7 protein-coding genes are annotated in these 16817 nt (G+C 74.1%); 4 read left to right on the top strand and 3 right to left on the bottom strand.

The features are described from left to right. Positions 1 to 23 precede the first annotated feature (23 nt). The 4 genes from KY5_RS31850 to dpgC are packed head-to-tail and all read left to right on the top strand — an operon-like array spanning position 24 to position 13863. Entirely contained in the window at positions 24 to 10640 is a 10617-nt protein-coding gene (locus tag KY5_RS31850) for a non-ribosomal peptide synthetase (RefSeq protein WP_098245446.1), read from the top strand. Next, a complete protein-coding gene (gene dpgA, locus KY5_RS31855) occupies positions 10637 to 11767 on the top strand; it encodes a 3,5-dihydroxyphenylacetyl-CoA synthase DpgA (RefSeq protein WP_098245447.1) in 1131 nt (376 codons plus the stop codon). The genes KY5_RS31850 and dpgA overlap by 4 nt, the downstream gene beginning before the upstream one ends. Positions 11768 to 11803: 36 nt before the next feature. Then, positions 11804 to 12508: an enoyl-CoA-hydratase DpgB gene (dpgB, locus tag KY5_RS31860; RefSeq protein ID WP_159072638.1), complete on the top strand. Its 705-nt coding sequence runs from the start codon at positions 11804 to 11806 to the stop codon at positions 12506 to 12508. Continuing rightward, a complete protein-coding gene (gene dpgC, locus KY5_RS31865) occupies positions 12505 to 13863 on the top strand; it encodes a (3,5-dihydroxyphenyl)acetyl-CoA 1,2-dioxygenase DpgC (RefSeq protein ID WP_098245449.1) in 1359 nt (452 codons plus the stop codon). Before dpgB ends, dpgC begins: the two co-directional genes overlap by 4 nt. A gap of 79 nt (positions 13864 to 13942) precedes the next feature. Here dpgC and KY5_RS31870 read toward each other — a convergent pair whose 3' ends face one another. The 3 genes from KY5_RS31870 to KY5_RS31880 all read right to left on the bottom strand — a co-directional run bounded on the left by KY5_RS31870 (position 13943) and on the right by KY5_RS31880 (position 16801). Beyond that, positions 13943 to 15271, bottom strand: a complete 1329-nt coding sequence (locus tag KY5_RS31870) for a M28 family metallopeptidase (protein WP_098245450.1) — start codon at positions 15269 to 15271, stop codon at positions 13943 to 13945. A gap of 202 nt (positions 15272 to 15473) precedes the next feature. Then, positions 15474 to 15863, bottom strand: coding sequence for a D-ribose pyranase (gene rbsD, locus KY5_RS31875; RefSeq protein WP_098245451.1), 390 nt, complete (start codon positions 15861 to 15863; stop codon positions 15474 to 15476). After that, a complete protein-coding gene (locus KY5_RS31880; RefSeq protein WP_098245452.1) occupies positions 15860 to 16801 on the bottom strand; it encodes a ribokinase in 942 nt (313 codons plus the stop codon). Before KY5_RS31880 ends, rbsD begins: the two co-directional genes overlap by 4 nt. Positions 16802 to 16817 lie beyond the last annotated feature (16 nt).

Consider the following 16817-nt stretch of genomic DNA (forward strand, 5'->3'; position numbering starts at 1 on the left):
CCGCACCACCGAGGAGAACCTGAGTGATCCCCCTTTCGTTCGCGCAGCGGAGGCTGTGGCTCACCGGGCAGCTGGAGGGCCGCTCGGCGACGTACAACATCCCGCTCGGCCTGCGCCTGTCGGGCACCGTGGACCGCGCGGCTCTCGTGGCGGCGCTGCGGGACGTCGTGGGGCGGCACGAGAGCCTGCGCACGGTGATCGGGCGGACCGGCGGCGAGCCCTGCCAGGTGATCGTCGACGTCGACGAGGCGCGCGAACTCCTCACCGACCTGACGGGCGCCGGAACCCTCGGTGACGCCGAACTGGCCACCTCGCTCGCTGAGTTCGTCGGTTACGAGTTCGACCTGTCGGCGGAGGTGCCGCTGCGCGCGTGGCTGTGCCGTACCGGGCCCGACGAGCACGTACTGACCCTGGTGGTGCATCACATCGCCGCCGACGGCTGGTCGTTGGGCGTCCTGTTGCGCGATCTCGGTACCGCGTACGGGGCACGGCTCGACGGGCGCGCCCCGCAGTGGGAACCGCTGCCGGTGCAGTACGCGGACTACACCCTGTGGCAGCGCGAGCTGCTCGGCGACGAGGACGACCCGGAGAGCCTCGCCGCACGCCAGCTCGCCTTCTGGCGCGAGCGCCTGGCCGGGGCGCCCGAGGAACTGGCCCTGCCCACCGACAGGCCCCGGCCGCCCGTCGCGAGCCGCCGGGGCGCCACCGTGCCCCTCACGATCGGGCCCGAGCTGCACGGCCGCGTCGCCGCGCTCGCCCAGGACCTCGGCGCCAGCGTCTTCATGGTGCTGCGCGCCGGGCTCGCGGCCCTCCTCTCGCGCCTCGGGGCGGGCGACGACATCCCCATCGGCACCCCGGTCGCGGGCCGCACCGACGAGGCGCTGCACGACCTGGTGGGCTGCTTCGTCAACACCCTGGTGCTGCGCGCCGACACGAGCGGCGACCCCTCGTTCGCCGAGCTCGTGGAGCGCGTGCGGGACGCGGACCTGGCGGCGCTCGCGCACCAGGACGTGCCGTTCGAGCGCCTGGTGGAGGCGCTGAACCCGACGCGGTCGCTCGCCCGCCACCCGCTGTTCCAAGTGATGTTCGCCTTCGAGAAGTTCACCGGAACGCTGCCGCCGCTGGGGGGCCTCGCCGCCGAGCCCGTACCGCTGGGTCTCACCACCGCCCACTTCGACCTCTCCTTCGACCTCACCGAACGGCACGACGGCACCGGGGCGGCGGCCGGGCTCACCGGCACCCTCGGCTACGCCACCGACCTGTTCACCGCCGACACCGCCCGGTCCGTCGCCGCACGCTGTGTGCGCCTGCTCGCGGCCGCCGTACGGCATCCGGAGCAGCCGGTCTCCGCCCTCGACCTGCTCGACCCGGCCGAGCGCGACCGGCTCCTGACCGAGGCGCGCGGCGACCACGACCCCGCCGCACGGCCGACGACGGTGACGCGCCTGTTCGCCGGGCGCGTGGCCCGCCACCCCGACGCGACCGCCGTCGTCCACGGCGACACCGCACTCACCTACCGCGACCTGGACACCCTCTCCGACCGGCTCGCGGACCGTCTGCGCGCCCACGGGGCGGGGCCCGAGCGGCTTGTCGCCGTCCGCATGGACCGCTCCGCCGATCTCGTCGTGACCCTCCTCGCGGTCGTCAAGACCGGCGCGGGCTACGTCCCCCTCGAACGCGCCACGCCCGCCGCGCGGACCCGCTTCATCCTCACCGACACGCGTGCCGCGCTGCTGCTCACCGACGACGTCACCGGTCTCCCGGCCGACCTGGACGTCCCCGTGCTGGACGTCACCGCGCCCCACGAGGAGCCCGCCGCCGGACAGGCTCCGCCGCCCGCCGACATCCACCCCGGCACCACCCTCTACGTGATGTACACGTCCGGCTCGACCGGCCGCCCCAAGGGCGTGGTCACACCGCACGCGGCCGTCGCGGCGTTCGCCTCGCACCGGCGCTGGCTGGCGGAGGGCGGCCTGGACGGGGTCCTGTTCCACGCCAACCACGCCTTCGACGCCTCCACGTACGAGCTGTGGGTGACGCTCGCGCACGGCGGCCGCGTGGTCGTCGCGCCGCCGGGCCCGCTGGACGGCGGCGCGGTCGCCGAGCACGCCGCCCGGCACGGACTCACCCACGTCCATGTGACCGCGGGCCTCTTCCGCGTCTGGGCCGAGGACGACCCGGCGATCTTCAAGGGCCTGCGGGAGGTGACGACCGGCGGCGACGTCGTCTCCGCCGCGGGGGTCCGCGAGGTGCTGCGCGCCTGCCCCGGCACCGTGGTCACGGCCGCGTACGGGCCCACGGAGACCACCGCCTTCACGACCCTCAGCACCTTCGCCGCGGACTCGGACCCGGACGACGTCCCGAACACGGTGCCGATCGGCCGCCCGATGGACGACATGCGCGCCTACGTCCTCGACCGGCGCCTCGCGCTCGTCCCGCCCGGCGTGGTCGGCGAACTCCATCTGGCGGGCCCGGGGCTCGCCCGTGGCTACGCGAACCGGCCGGGACTGACGGCGGAGCGCTTCGTGGCGGATCCGTACGCCGCCGCGTACGGAGTGCCGGGGGAGCGCATGTACCGCACGGGCGACCTGGCGCGCCGACTGCCCGACGGACAGCTGGAGTTCGCGGGGCGCGTCGACGACCAGGTCAAGGTGCGCGGCTTCCGCGTCGAACTGGGCGAGGTCGAGACCGCGCTGCTCGGCCACCCCGCCGTCGCCCGCGCGGTCGCCGCCACCAAGGCGGACGCCTCCGGGGACAAGCGCCTGATCGGGTATGTGGTTCCGGCGCGCGAAGGCGAGGGCGAGAGTGAGGGCGAGGGGGAGGGAAGGGCCGGGCGTGACGGCGGCGGCGCTCCGGTGGCGCTCGACACCGAGGCCGTCCACCGCTACGTCCGCGCCGTCCTGCCCGACCACGCGGTCCCGTCCGCCGTCGTACGGCTCGACGCACTGCCCCTCACCGCGAACGGCAAGCTCGACCGGGCGGCGCTCCCCGACCCCGATCCCGTGGCGGGCGGCGGAGGCCGCGCCCCGCGCACCCCGCGCGAACACGCCCTGTGCGCCCTGTTCGCCGAGGTCCTCGGCCTGCCCGAGGTGACGGTCGACGACAACTTCTTCGCGCTGGGCGGCCACTCGCTGCTCGCGACCCGGCTGGTCGGCCGGATCCGGTCCGCACTCGGCGTGGAGCTGGGCATCGCCCAGCTGTTCGCGGCGCAGACCGTGGCGGAGCTGGCCCGCGAACTCCGCGACCGCCCGGACGACGGCGGTCCGGCACGCCCGGCCGTACGCGCGGTGACCCCGCGGCCCGAGCGGCTCCCGCTCTCCTCGGCCCAGCGGCGCCTGTGGTTCGTCGGCGAGCTGGCGGGCCGGTCCGCCACGTACAACATCCCGGTGACCGCCCGGCTGACGGGCCCGGTCGACAGGGCCGCCGTCGCGGCGGCGCTGCGGGACGTCGCCGCCCGGCACGAGAGCCTGCGGACGGTCGTCGCACGCGCCGGGGACGAGCCCTTCCAACGGGTGCTCGACATGACCGAGGTGGGCGAGCTGCTCGCGTCGGACACGCCTGACGACGACGGCCCTGACGACGTGTGGGCCCGAGCGGCCGGGTACGAGTTCGACCTGTCGGCGGAGGCGCCGCTGCGCGCCTGGCTGTGCCGTACCGGCACGGACGAGCACGTCCTCGCCCTGGTGGTGCACCACATCGCGGCCGACGGCTGGTCGATGGGCACGCTGCTGCGCGATCTCGGTACGGCGTACGAGGCGCGGCGCGACGGGCACGCCCCGGACTGGGAGCCCCTGCCGGTGCAGTACGCGGACTACGCGCTGTGGCAGCGGGAGCTGCTCGGCGACGAGGACGACCCGGGCAGCCTGGCCGCACGCCAACTCGACTTCTGGCGCGGTGAGTTGGGCGACATCCCCGAGGAGATCGCGCTGCCGTCCGACAGGCCACGGCCCGCCGTGGCGAGCGGGCGCGGCGGCGCGGTCCCGCTGAGGCTGTCCGCCGCGACGCACGCACGGCTCGCGGAGATCGCGCGGGACGCGGGCGCGAGCGTCTTCATGACCGTGCAGGCGGCCGTCGCGGCGCTCCTCGCGCGACTCGGCGCCGGGACCGACGTGCCGCTGGGCGCGGCGGTGGCGGGGCGCACGGACGACGGCCTCGAGGGCATCGTCGGGTTCTTCGTGAACACGCTGGTGCTGCGCACCGACGTGTCGGGTGACCCGGGCTTCAGGGAGCTGGTGGGGCGGGTGCGGGCCGCCGACCTGGCGGCGTTCGCGCATCAGGACGTGCCCTTCGAGCAGTTGGTGGAGACCCTCAACCCGACGCGGACCGCCGCGCGCCACCCGCTCTTCCAGGTCATGCTCGGCTTCCAACACGGCGTGGGGCAGCCGGAGTTGCGCCTGCCGGGGGTGGCCGTGGAGCACGTCGCGCCCGCGCAGGACGCGGCCAAGTTCGACCTCACCTTCGACCTCACCGAACAATTCACCGCCGACGGCACCCCCGCCGGACTCGACGGCAGCCTCGGCTACGCCGCCGACCTCTTCGACCACGCCACCGCCGACCGCCTCGCCGACCGCCTGCGCCGCCTCGTCGAAGCCGCCGTGCGCACTCCGGAGCTGCGGCTCGGTGCCCTCGACATCCTGGGGCGCGACGAGCGTGCCCGGCTGCTCGCCGACGCCGAAGGGGCCGGTCAGGACCTCCCCGCCACCGACGTGGCCCACCTCTTCGCGCGGCGGGTCCGCGCCGCCCCCGGCGCGACGGCGGTCGTCGACGCCGACGGCACCGAGCTGACGTACGCCGAACTCGACGCCCGAGCCGAGCGGTTCGCGCGGCGCCTGGCCGCTGCGGGCGTGCGGGCCGAGCGGCCGGTGGCCGTCCTCATGGAACGCTCGGCGGACCTGATCGTCGCGCTGCTCGGGATCGTGAAGGCCGGTGGCGCCTATGTGCCGCTCGACGGCAGATGGCCGCGCTCGCGGCTCGACTTCATCCTCCGGGACACGGGGGCGACCGTGCTCGTCACGGACGGTTCCGTACAGGAACTGCCCGCCGCCGACGAGGGGTTGGTGCACATCCGCACCGACGAGGAAGCGGACCGGCGCGTCCCGCCGGGCTCGGCGCACGGCAGTGACGGCGTCGGCGTCGGCCCCGACGGGCTGATGTACGTGATGTACACCTCCGGCTCGACCGGGCGGCCCAAGGGTGTCGCCGTCACCCACCGGGGCGTCCTGGGCCTGGCCGCCGACCGGCGGTTCGGCGCGGACGCGCACCGGCGTGTGCTGTTCCACTCGGCGCACGTCTTCGACGCGTCCACGTACGAGATCTGGGCGCCACTGCTCGGCGGCGGCACCGTCGTGGTGGCCCCGCCCGGTGAGCTGAACCCGGCCGGTCTGGAACGGGCCACGGGGGAACGGGGCGTCACGGCGCTCTTCCTCACCATCGGGCTCTTCCGCGTCCTCGCCGAGGAGGCGCCCGGCTGCTTCGCCGGACTGCGCGAGGTGTGGACGGGCGGCGAGCTGGTTCCCTCGGTGGTCGTCGGGCGTGTCCTGCGGGCCTGCCGGAACACCCGCGTGATCGACGTCTACGGGCCCACGGAGACGACGACCTTCGCCACCTGCGACGCCGTCGAGGAGGCCGACCTCGCGGTGGTCTCGCCGCCCATCGGCAGGCCGATGGACGGCACCCGCGCCTATGTGCTCGACGCGGGCCTCGGCCTGGTGCCGCCGGGCGCGGTGGGGGAGCTGTACATCGCGGGCGCGGGCCTGGCGCGCGGCTACACGCGGCGCCCCGCGCTCACGGCGGAGCGCTTCGTCGCGGATCCGTACGCCGCCTCGTACGGCGCTCCAGGTGAACGCATGTACCGCACGGGCGACGTGGCGCGCTGGACGGCCGACGGGCGCCTCGACTTCGTCGGGCGCGTCGACACCCAGGTGAAGGTGCGCGGCTTCCGCGTCGAGCTCGGCGAGGTCGAGACGGCGCTCCTCGCCCACCCCGGCATCGCGCAGGCGGCGGCCGTCGTCCGCGAGGACAGGCCCGGCGACCGGCGGCTCGTCGGCTACGCCGTGCCCGCCCCCGGCGTGCCGAAGGAGAGTGTCGAGGACGCGGATCCCGCCGTGCTGACCGGCGGACTACTGCCCGACTACATGCTCCCTTCGGCCGTCGTCGCCCTCGACGCGCTGCCGCTCACCGTGACCGGCAAGCTCGACAGGAACGCCCTGCCCGCACCGGAGTTGACGCGCGCGGCGACGGGCCGTGCGCCGCGCACGCCGCACGAGAAGGCGCTCTGCGAGATCTTCGCCGACGTCCTGGGCGTGCCCTCGGTCACCGTCGACGACGACTTCTTCCAGCTGGGCGGCCACTCGCTGCTCGCCACCCGCCTGGTCAGCCGGGTGCGCTCCACGCTCGACGTCGAGCTGCGCGTCCACGCGCTCTTCGACCACCCCACCGTCGCCGCGCTGGCCCGGCGGCTCCAGGGCGGCGACGCGGTGCGCCCGGCGCTCGGCACCCGGGCCCGGCCGGACCGGCTTCCGCTCTCGTACGCCCAGCAACGGCTGTGGTTCATCGGCGAGTTGGCGGGACCCTCGGCGACGTACAACATCCCGATGGCCCTGCGGCTGACCGGTGACGTGGACGCCACGGCCCTCTCGGTGGCGCTGCGGGACGTGGTCGCCCGGCATGAGAGCCTGCGGACGGTCTTCCCCGCGTCGGCCGACGGCGTGCCCCACCAGCGGGTATGCGCGGCCGACGAGGTGGGCGACCTGCTCGCGGTGGTGCCGGTGGCCCCGGACGACCTGCGCCGCGAACTGTCCGCCCGCGCCGATCTCCCTTTCGACCTCAGCTCCGAAATCCCTTTGAGGGCATGGCTGTTCAGGGTCGCGCCGCGCGAGAGTGTGCTGCTGCTCGTGGTGCACCACATCGCCGGTGACGGCTGGTCGGTGGGGCCGCTGGCACGCGACCTCGGCACGGCGTACGCGGCACGGCACGACGGTCGCGCCCCGCGGTGGGAGCCGCTCCCGGTGCAGTACGCGGACTACGCGCTGTGGCAGCGGGAGCTGCTCGGTGACGAGAGCGACCCGCAGAGCCTGCTCTCCGAGCAACTCGCGTACTGGAAAGAGGAGTTGCGCGATCTTCCCGAGGAGTTGGCGCTGCCGCTCGACCGGGCGCGGCCCGCCGGGATGAGCGGCCGGGGCGGCACGGTCCCGCTGCGCCTCTCCGTCGATACGCACGCCCGGCTCGCGCAGGTCGCGCGGGACACCGGAGCGAGCGTGTTCATGGTGGTGCGCGCCGGTCTCGCGGCGCTGCTCGCGCGACTCGGTGCCGGTGCCGACGTGCCCATCGGCACGGCGGTCGCGGGGCGCGTGGACGAGGGCATGGACGATCTGGTCGGGTTCTTCGTGAACACGCTGGTGCTGCGGGCGGACGTGTCCGGGGACCCGGAGTTCCGCGATCTCGTGGCCCGGGTGCGGGCGACCGACCTGGCCGCGTTCGCCCACCAGGACGTGCCGTTCGAGCAGCTGGTCGAGGCGCTCAACCCCGCGCGGACGCTCGCCAGGCATCCGCTGTTCCAGGTCATGCTCACCCTGCAGAACGCCGCCCGCGAACCGTTGGAGCTGCCGGGCCTGCGCGTCGACCCGGTGGAGCCGGGGGCGACGGCGGCCAAGTTCGACCTCTCCTTCGACCTCACGGAACGGTTCGGCGCCGACGGAAGCCCGGCGGGCGTCGAGGGCGGCCTCACCTACGCCACCGACCTGTTCGACCGGGCCACGGCCCAGGCGACCGCGGACCGCTTCGTGCGGCTGCTCGACGCGGTCACCCGTGACCCCGCCGTGCGCGTGGCGGACGTGGACCTGCTCACGGCGGACGAACGCGCCCGTCTCACGGCCCAGGGCGACGGCGGCTCCCTCGCGAGCGCGCGCGGCCACGAGGAGGGTGTCGCCGCGCTCTTCGAGGCGCAGGCCGCGCTGACCCCGGAGGCGACCGCCGTCATCTGCGAGGACACAAGCCTGACGTACGCGCGGCTCAACGCCGACGCCAACCGCGTCGCGCACCGCCTCATCGACGGGGGCGTGGGGCCCGAGGACGTCGTCGCCGTCGTCATGGAGCGCTCGGCGGGGCTCGTCGCGGCTGTGCTCGCGGTGCTGAAGGCGGGCGCCGCGTTCCTGCCCGTGGAGCCTCATCTGCCCGCGGAACGGGTGCGGTTCATGTTCGACGACGCCCGGCCGTCCTGCGTGCTGACCCGGTCGTCGGTGGCGGGGCCCGTGCCGGACACCGGCCTGCCGCGCATCGACGTGGACGCGATCACGCGCGACGGGCCGACGGGAGATGACGCGGGTCCGGACGACGGCGACCCGGGCGACCCCATCGACGCGGACCGCGTCCGCCCGCTGCGGCAGGACCACCCGGCGTACGTCATCTTCACGTCGGGATCCACCGGCCGTCCCAAGGGCGTCGTCGTCCCGCAGCGCGGCATCGCGGGCCGGCTCCGGTGGATGCGTGAACGCTCCCCGCTGACCGGTGATGACCGTGCCCTCCTCAAGACACCGGCGAGCTTCGACGCGTTCGTGCCCGAGCTCCTCGGGCCGCTGATCGACGGCGCCGCACTGGTGGTGGCGCGGCCCGAGGGACACCGCGACCCGGCCTACCTCGCGCGGCTCGTCCGCGATCTGCGGGTGACCACGGCGACCTTCGTGCCGTCGATGCTCCAGGCGTTCCTCGACACCCCCGAGGCGGCCGAGTGCCACGCGCTGCGCCGCGTCCTGAGCGGCGGCGAGGCCCTCCCGCGCCGGACGGTCACCGCGTTCGCCGCCACGCTCGACGCCTCCCTGACCAACTGCTACGGGCCCGCCGAGGCGTCGGTGGACGTGGTCACCGGCGACTGCCGCGCCGACGGCCCGCAGGACGGCGGGCCCGTGCCGATCGGGGCTCCGGTGGCGGGCACGCGCGTGTACGTCCTCGACCGGCGGCTCGGCCTCGTGCCGCCCGGTGTGGTGGGGGAGCTGTACGTGGCGGGCGCGCAGTTGGCGCGCGGCTACGCACGCCGTCCCGGACTCACGGCCGAGCGGTTCGTGCCGGATCCGCACGCCGTTTCGTACGGCGCCTTTGGCGAACGCATGTACCGGACGGGCGATCTGGCGCGCAGGCTGCCCGACGGCCGCATCGAGTTCGTGGGACGCGTGGACGACCAGGTCAAGGTGCGCGGCTTCCGGATCGAGCCCGGTGAGGTCGAGGCGGCGCTGCTCGGGCACCCCGACGTGGCACAGGCCAGTGTGATCGTGCGCGCTGACGGGCCGGAGGGCGACGCGCTGCTCGTCGGGTACGTCGTGCCCGGGCCCGGCGCGGTGTGCGAGCCCGCCGCGCTCAGGGACCACGCGCGGGCCGCGCTGCCCGAGCACATGGTGCCCGGCGCCGTCGTCGTCCTCGCCGAACTGCCCCGTACGGACGGGGGGAAGATCGACCGGCGGCGGCTGCCCGCGCCCGACCTCACCGCGTCCTCGCGGGGCCGCGAGCCGCGCACCGCCCGCGAACAGGCCCTGTGCGGACTCTTCGCCGAGATCCTCGGCCTGCCCGCCGTCACGATCGACGACAGCTTCTTCGACCTCGGCGGGCACTCCTTGCTCGCCGCGCGCCTGGTCAGCAGGATCCGGTCCGTACTGGGCGCCGAAGCGGGCGTGCGCACGCTGTTCGAGGCGCCCACGGTCGAGGCGCTCGCCCGGCGGCTCGCGGGCAGTCCGCCGTCGCGCGGCGCGCTCGACGTGCTGCTTCCCCTGCGCGAGGTGGACCCGGAGCCGGGGCGGGACGGCGAGGCTCCGCTGTTCTGCGTGCACCCGGGCGCGGGGCTCAGCTGGTGCTACGCGGGCCTGCTGCGGCACATCGCGCCCGACGTGCCCGTCTACGGCCTTCAGGCGCGCCTCCTGTCCGAGGGCGGCGAGGCACCCGCCTCGCTCGCGGACATGGCGCGCGACTACGCCGCACGGATCCGCGAGGTCAGGAAGAGCGGACCGTACCGGCTGCTCGGCTGGTCCATGGGCGGCACGCTCGCCCACGCGGTCGCCACCCGGCTCCAGGCGGAGGGCGAGGAGGTCGAGCTGCTTGCGCTCCTGGACGCCAGACTCGCCTCGGGAGGCACGGTTTCCGGGACCGAGGGGGCAGAAGCGGCCGACAGTTCGGGCAGAGTTCCGAAGGGGACGAAGGGCAGTGTCGATGCCCTCCGCGAAGGTTTGCGCGAGCTCGGCCACGACGTCGACACCGGCGAGGGCGCGGCAGCCGCCCTCGGTGTCGCCGAAGCGGCCCGTTTCCTGCTGCGCAACGACCCCGAGTTCGCCGGGATGGAGGAGAGCACCGCGCGGGCGATGGTCGAACTGACGCTGGCGGGCGAGCGGCTCGCGCGAAGTCACCGCCCGGACGTCTTCCGCGGGGACGTACTGTTCTTCGAACCGCGTGACGACGATGCCGACGCCGTCACACCCTCACCGGCGCGGGCCTTCGCCTCCCATGTGGACGGGCGGACGGTCACGTATCGAATCGACTGTACGCACAAGGAGATGATGCAGCCCGAGCCGCTGCGCGACATCGCGGCGAGGGTCTCGCACCACCTCCGGACGAAGGGACGGAACAACAAGGTGCTGCCCGACGCGGTGGGTGCGCGATGAACGCCACGACTCTCCCAGGCACGGCTCCTCCCGGCACGGCCCCCACGGGTCTGCTGGCCGGAGCGAGGGCCCGCATCCTCGACGTGGCGACCGCCACGCCACCCCACTCCTACTCCCAGACCGACGTCCTGGACCTCTACGGCATCACGGACCCCCGCATCCGGTCGCTCTTCACCAACAGCGCGATAGAACGCCGCAACCTGACGATTCCGCCCGCCGACCCCGCGACCGGCGGGCCGCGCGTGGAGACGCAGGGCGAACTCCTCGCCAAGCACCGCGAATCCGGCATATCCATGGGGGTCGAGGCCCTGGAGAACTGCCTGAAGAAGCTCGGCGCCTCCGTCGACGACATCGGCTATCTGATGTGCGTGACCAGCACCGGATTCCTCACCCCCGGCTTCTCCGCGCGCGTCATCCGCGAGATGGGCCTGCCGCGCACCTGCTCCCGCGCCGACATCGTCGGCATGGGCTGCAACGCGGGCCTCAACGCCCTGACCGGCGTGGCGGGGTGGGCCGGCGCGCACCCGGGGCAGCTCGCCATCATGCTGTGCGTCGAGGCGTGCTCGGCCGCGTACGTCTTCGACGACACGATGCGCAGCGCCGTCGTGAACAGCCTGTTCGGCGACGGCGCGGCGGCGGTGGCGGTGCGGGCGGACGAGCCGGGCGCGGGCGGTGCGGGCGGTGCGGGTCCGCAGATCCTGAAGTTCTCCTCGCTGCTGATCCCCGAGGCCCTCGACGCGATGCGGTACGACTGGGACGACGCGCAGGGCAAGTTCAGCTTCTTCCTCGACCGTGACGTCCCCTACGTCGTCGGCGCCCACGCCGAGCAGGTCGTGGACGGCCTGCTCGCCGGTACCGGAGTCCGCCGCACCGACATCGCGCAGTGGATCGTGCACTCCGGCGGGAAGAAGGTCATCGACTCCGTCATGGTCAACCTCGGCCTGACGCGGCACGACCTGCGGCACACGGTGAGCGTGCTGCGCGACCACGGCAACCTCTCCAGCGGTTCCTTCCTCTTCTCCTATCGACGGCTCCTGGACGAAGGCGTGGTGCGCCCCGGCGACCACGGCGTCCTGATGACCATGGGCCCGGGCTCGACCATCGAAACCGCGCTCGTGCGGTGGTGACATGGATGGATGTGAAAGACAGTGACGATGTTGCGCATGCGGCTCGACGCCTCCCAGGGGATGGCACAGCTGACCAAGACGCTCACCGCGTTCCGTGAGCAGGCCGAGGACGAGCGGGCCACGGCGGCGGTGATCGAGCTCGACGCGGGGCACGCGGACGGCGCGGGCCACGCGGAGTGGCCGGGCCCCGTCGACGTCCACACGGTCAACAAGTGGGAGCGCGCCCTGCGCCAGTGGGAGCGCCTGGACGCCGTCACGCTGGTCGCCGCCTCCGGCACCTGCGGCGGCCCCGCTTTCGACCTGCTCCTCGCCGCGGACGTACGGATCGCCGCGCCCGACCTGCGCGTCACCCTGCCCTCCGCGTCCGGCGGCTTCTGGCCGGGCATGGCCCTGCACCGGCTCACGCACCGCGTCGGCGTTTCGGGGGCCCGCAGGCTCGCCCTGTGCATGGCGGGGGCCGGGGCGCTCGACGCGGAGCAGGCGCGGGAGCTGGGCGTCGTCGACGAGATAGCGGACGGGACGACGGGCGCGCTCGACGACCGGCTGGCCACGGCGCTCGCGGACCGTCCCGCGCGCGGTGACGTCCGGCTGCTGCGCGGCCTGATCATGGACGCGCCCGGCACCTCCTTCGAGGACGCACTCGGCACGCATCTCGCGGCGTGCGACAGGGCGCTGCGCGCCACCGGGACCGAGGCATCCACGGACACCGAGGCCCCCACGGGAACACGGGGCGAGCGATGACCGCCGAACTGACCGCGGCCTGGCAGGGCCCCCGCGCGGTGGCCGCGCGCGCCGAGGAGGTCCTGGCCCAGGTGCCCGCCAAGGCCGAGCGCACCGACGCGCAGCAGGCGCGGGTCGACGACGCCGTGGCCGACGCGCGGCGGGCGCGCGTCGCGTTCATGGCCGAGCACGGCCAGGCCGTGTACGACGCGCTGACCGGCGACCGCACCCGGTACCGCTGGCTGGACGAACTCGTCTTCGCCGCCGCCGAGTTCCTCGAAGGGCTCGTACCGACCCGCGAACAGATGGCGGCCGAGTCCGCCCTCGCGCAGGCCGACAAAGAGGGCCGGGAGATCGACCAGGCCGTCTTCTTCGCCGGGGTGCTGCGCCAGGAGCGGGCGGGGACCCACCTCATGGAGTCGCTGCTGCGCCCCACGGACCGGGCGCTCGCGCTGCTCCCCGAGTACACCGCGCGCGGCAGCGTCGACCTCGGACCGCTGCGCGTGGACCGCGTCGGCCGCGCCACCCACCTCACGGTGACGAGCCCGGCGGCGCTCAACGCCGAGGACAACGAACTGATCGCCGCCATGGACGTGGGCGTCGACCTGGCGCTCCTCGACGACCTCAGCACGGTAGGGGTGCTGCGCGGCGGGGAGATGACGCATCCGCGCTACCGGGGCCGCCGCGTCTTCAGCGCGGGCATCAACCTGCGCCACCTCGACGCGGGCCGGATCTCCTACACGGACTTCCTGCTGCGCCGCGAGCTCGGCTACATCAGCAAGCTCCAGCGCGGGCTGCTCCTGACGGACGGGAACGGGGAGCCGGTCACCGACGGGTTCGGCGAACCGCTCCCCGTACCCCGGCCGCACTGGGCGACGCGCACCGTGCAGAAGCCGTGGATCGCGGCCGTCGACACCTTCGCCATCGGCGGCGGCATGCAGCTCCTCTTCGCCTTCGACCGCGTGATCGCCGCGGACGACGCCTACCTCAGCCTGCCCGCCGCGCAGGAGGGCATCATCCCCGGTGTGGCCAACCTGCGGCTGCCCCGCATCGCGGGCAACCGCCTGGCGCGGCAGGTCATCCTCTCCGGGCGGCGCATCCGCACCACCGAGCCGGAGGCCAGGCTGATCTGCGACGAGGTCGTCGCGCCCGCGGACATCGACGCGGCGGTGGAGGCCGCCGTGGAGGAGCTGTCGGCGCCCGCGGTCGTCGCGAACCGCATGATGCTCAACCTCGCGGAGGAGCCACCGGCCGTACTGCGCGGCTACCTGGCGGAGTTCGCCCTCCACCAGGGGCTGCGGCTCTACGCGCCCGACGTCCTGGAGAAGACGACGAAGTTCAGCGGCAAGAAGGCGCCGAAGGACGGGGCCGCCTGAGCCGCCGCCGCGTGCCGTGGTCGGAGGTCACCGACCACGGCACCGGGAGCGCTGTGAGGTGAGCGCCAGAAGGTGAGCGCTAGAAGGTGAGCTTCCAGCTGTTGATGTAGCCGGTGTCCTGCGCCGCCACGTCCTGGACGCGCAGCTTCCACGCGCCGTTCGCGACCTCGCTGGACGCGTCGACCGTGTACGTCGCGATGACGTTGTCCGCCGAGTCGTTGCCGCTGGAGTTCTTCAGGCGGTACGCCGTGCCGTCGGGCGCGAGCAGGTCGACGACCACGTCGCCGCGCCAGGTGTGCCGGATGTCGACGTCGACCTTGAGGGTGGCGGGGGCGTTGCCGGTGCGGCCCGTCACGTTGACCGTCGAGGTCACGGCCGCGCCGTTGTCCGGGATGGCGACGTCGGTGGTGTTCTCGTAGCTGTCGCCGGGCGGCACGGTGGTGTCCGTGCCGAGGGCCCAGATGGCGTGGGCGATGGCGTCGCTGTTGCGGTCGAGCGCCGTGTCGTTGATGTTCGACGCGCTGTCGCAGGACGAGTGGTAGCAGCGGTCGAACGCCTGGCCCGCCGAGCCGCCCCACTTCTGGGCCTGGGCGCTGGACTTGGCGCGCTCGGCGCCGCTGAACAGACCGCCGACCGGGATGCCGACGTTCTTGAACGGGGCGTGGTCGGAGCGGCCGTCGCCCTCGGTCTCGATCTCGGTGGGGACGTTCAGGCCCGCGTAGTAGTCCTTGAACGTCTTCTCGATGGTGGGATCGTCGTCGTAGACGAAGTAACCGGGGTTGGGCGAGGCGATCATGTCGAAGTTCAGATAGCCGCTGACCTTCGAACGCTCCGTGCTGGGCAGGTTGTTGACGTAGTAGCGCGAGCCGACCATGCCCAGCTCCTCGGCGCCCCACCAGGCGAACCGCAGGTGCTTCGTCGGCTTGAGCTGCGCGCGCGAGACGGCGAGCGCGGTCTCCAGGACACCGGCGGAGCCCGAGCCGTTGTCGTTCACACCGGCGCCCGCCGAGACGCTGTCGAGGTGCGCACCGGCCATCAGGACCTTGTTCGGGTCCCCGCCGGGCCAGTCGGCGACGAGGTTGTAGCCCGTGGCGCCGCTGGAGGTGAACTGCTGGACGCTGGTGGTGAATCCGGCCGCGTCCAGCTTGCCCTTCACATAGTCGATGGACGCCTTGTAACCGGGCCTGCCGTGCGCGCGGTTGCCGCCGTTGGCCTGGGCTATGGACTGGAACTGCGACAGGTGCGCCTTGACGTTGGCGAGCGGGATGTCCGGCGCCGCGAGCGTCGGCGACGGCGCGGCGAGGGCACCGGGCGCGGCGGTGGCGAGCAGCCCCGCCGCGGCGAGCGTGGCGACACCTGCGGTGGTACGTCTGAGGAGGCGGGGGAGAGCGGGTCTGGCGAGTCTCATGTGGGGCTCCGTATTCCGAACAGCAACAGGGACGGAACGTACGAGGCGCCCTGCGACGCGGGTGCCGCAGGGCGCTGTGGAGCTGTGCGTTGCCTGATGTTCGGGGTGCGTTGACCCGCAGTCAAGGGCGGAATCCGGTCATGGAGCGGGCCGCCGTGTCCGGATACCGGACGTCACCGGATAGCGAACGCGGGCGGCACGCTCAGAAGAACACCCCGCAGCGCAGCAGCACGTTCGCGTACGGACGCGCCTCACCGGTGCGGACGACCAGACGGGCCCTCGCCGAGCGGCGCTTGAGCTCCTCGTGCGCGACCAGGTCGAGCTCGGGGACGCGCTCCGCGAGCAGCCGCGCCACGGCCGGATTCGCGTCGAGCGCCTCCCGCGCCCCGGTCCCGCCCGCCACCACCAGTTCGGCGAGCAGCCCGTCCAGCACCTCCGCGAAGGCGGGGACCCCGGCGCGGAACGCCAGGTCCACCACGCGAGGGCCCGCCGGGATCGGCATGCCCGCGTCGCACACCAGGACCGTGTCGCCGTGCCCCAACTCGGCGAGCGCGCCCGCGAGATGGCGGTTCAGGATGCCGGACTTCTTCACGGGGACGGGACCTCCGCGGGGGCCGGGGGGAGTTCCGAGGCCGTGGGGTAGGAGCTCTGCGCGCCCTGCCGGGTGACGGCCGCCGCGCCCACCCGTACCGCGTACGCCGCCGCCGTCGCCAGCTCCTCGCCGAGGCCGAGGCGCCAGCCGAGCGCCGCCGTGAACGCGTCACCCGCCCCCGTCGTGTCGACCGCGTCGACCTTCGGGCTCGGGACCCGTACGACGGAGTCCGTGCGCCCGTCCGCCGTCAGCGCGCCCTCGGCGCCGAGGGTGATCACCACCGAGCGGGGGCCGAGCGCGAGCAGACCCCGCGCCCACTCCTCCGGCGTCTCGCCCGCCGCCTCGCCGAGGACGACCCGCGCCTCGTGCTCGTTGACCACCAACGGGTCACAGGCGGCCAGGACTTCGGCGGGCAGCGGAGCGGGCGGGGAGGGGTTCAGGACGAAGCGGGTGTCCTCGCGCAGCGCCCCGACCACCTCGGCGACCGTGTCCAGGGGGATCTCCAGCTGGGCGGAGACCACCCGGGCCGAGGAGAGCAGGCTGCCCGCCGCGCGGATGTCCTCGGGGGTGAGCCGGGCGTTGGCGCCGGGCGAGACCACGATGCTGTTGTCGCCCGAAGGGTCGACCGTGATCAGCGCGACGCCGGTGGGCGCGCCGCCCACGAGCAGCCCCACCGTGTCCACGCCCGCCGCGCGCTGCGCGTCCAGGAGCAGCGTCCCGTGGGCGTCGTCGCCGACCCGCGCGAGCAGCGCGGTGCGGGCGCCGAGCCGGGCCGCGGCGACGGCCTGGTTGCCGCCCTTGCCGCCGGGGTGGACGGCCAGGTCGGAGCCGAGGACCGTCTCGCCCGCGGCGGGGCGGCGCTCGACGCCCACCACCAGATCGGCGTTGGCCGAGCCCACGACGAGGAGGTCGTAGAGGTCGTCGTAGTCGTCGTTCATGTGCGGTTTCCTGCTT

The sequence above is a fragment of the Streptomyces formicae genome, from assembly GCF_002556545.1.
In the GTDB taxonomy this organism is placed as follows: Bacteria; Actinomycetota; Actinomycetes; order Streptomycetales; family Streptomycetaceae; genus Streptomyces; species Streptomyces formicae_A.